Raw genomic sequence first — 579 nt, 5'->3', positions numbered from 1 at the left:
CCGATCACCGTGCCCAGCACGTTGATCAGCGTGCTCAGGCCGCCGGACTGCTTGCTGTAGTAGTCGCGGGTGGTTTCCACGTCCAGCTTCAGGCGCGGATCGGCTGCCATCGCTGCCTTGAACTGCTTGAACCCGGCGGCTCCCTCCGTACGCACGTTGACCGACTGGTAGGCGCTGCGGTTGTAGGTGGTGGACAGGGTCTGGGTGTCGGCCCACAGCTCGGACTCGTGCACGTCGTTGGAGGCGAACACGCCCACGACCGTCCAGTCCTGCTTGCCCAGCTGCAGGGTTTTGCCCACCTCCAGGCCTTCGAACTGTGCCTTGGCCCCCTTGCCGACCACGATCTCGCGCAGTCCCGGCTTGAAGCGGCGGCCTTCGACAATGTGCACCTGCCGGCGCACCGCCCAGGCCTGCTCACCAACRCCGCGGAACTGCACGTTGGTATCGGAGTGGTCGCTGCGCGAAAGCAGGCTGATCACCTGCGACAGCTCGGCCGACACCAGCGGCTTGCCGTCCTCGCCGCGTGCCACGCCGGGCAGGCTTTGGATGAGTGGCAGCTGGTCGCGCATGATCACCGAG

Annotated in this window: 1 protein-coding gene; it reads right to left on the bottom strand. The window is 66.4% G+C overall.

Annotated features, from left to right (window positions below; genetic code table 11):
- Window positions 1-579, bottom strand: a 579-nt coding sequence (locus ACXJKJ_RS31470) for an ABC transporter permease (protein WP_457395591.1), incomplete at both ends; no start/stop codon positions are given.

It is taken from the genome of Roseateles sp. P5_E1 (assembly GCF_054049335.1).
This window is presented reverse-complemented; position numbering and strand designations above follow the sequence as displayed.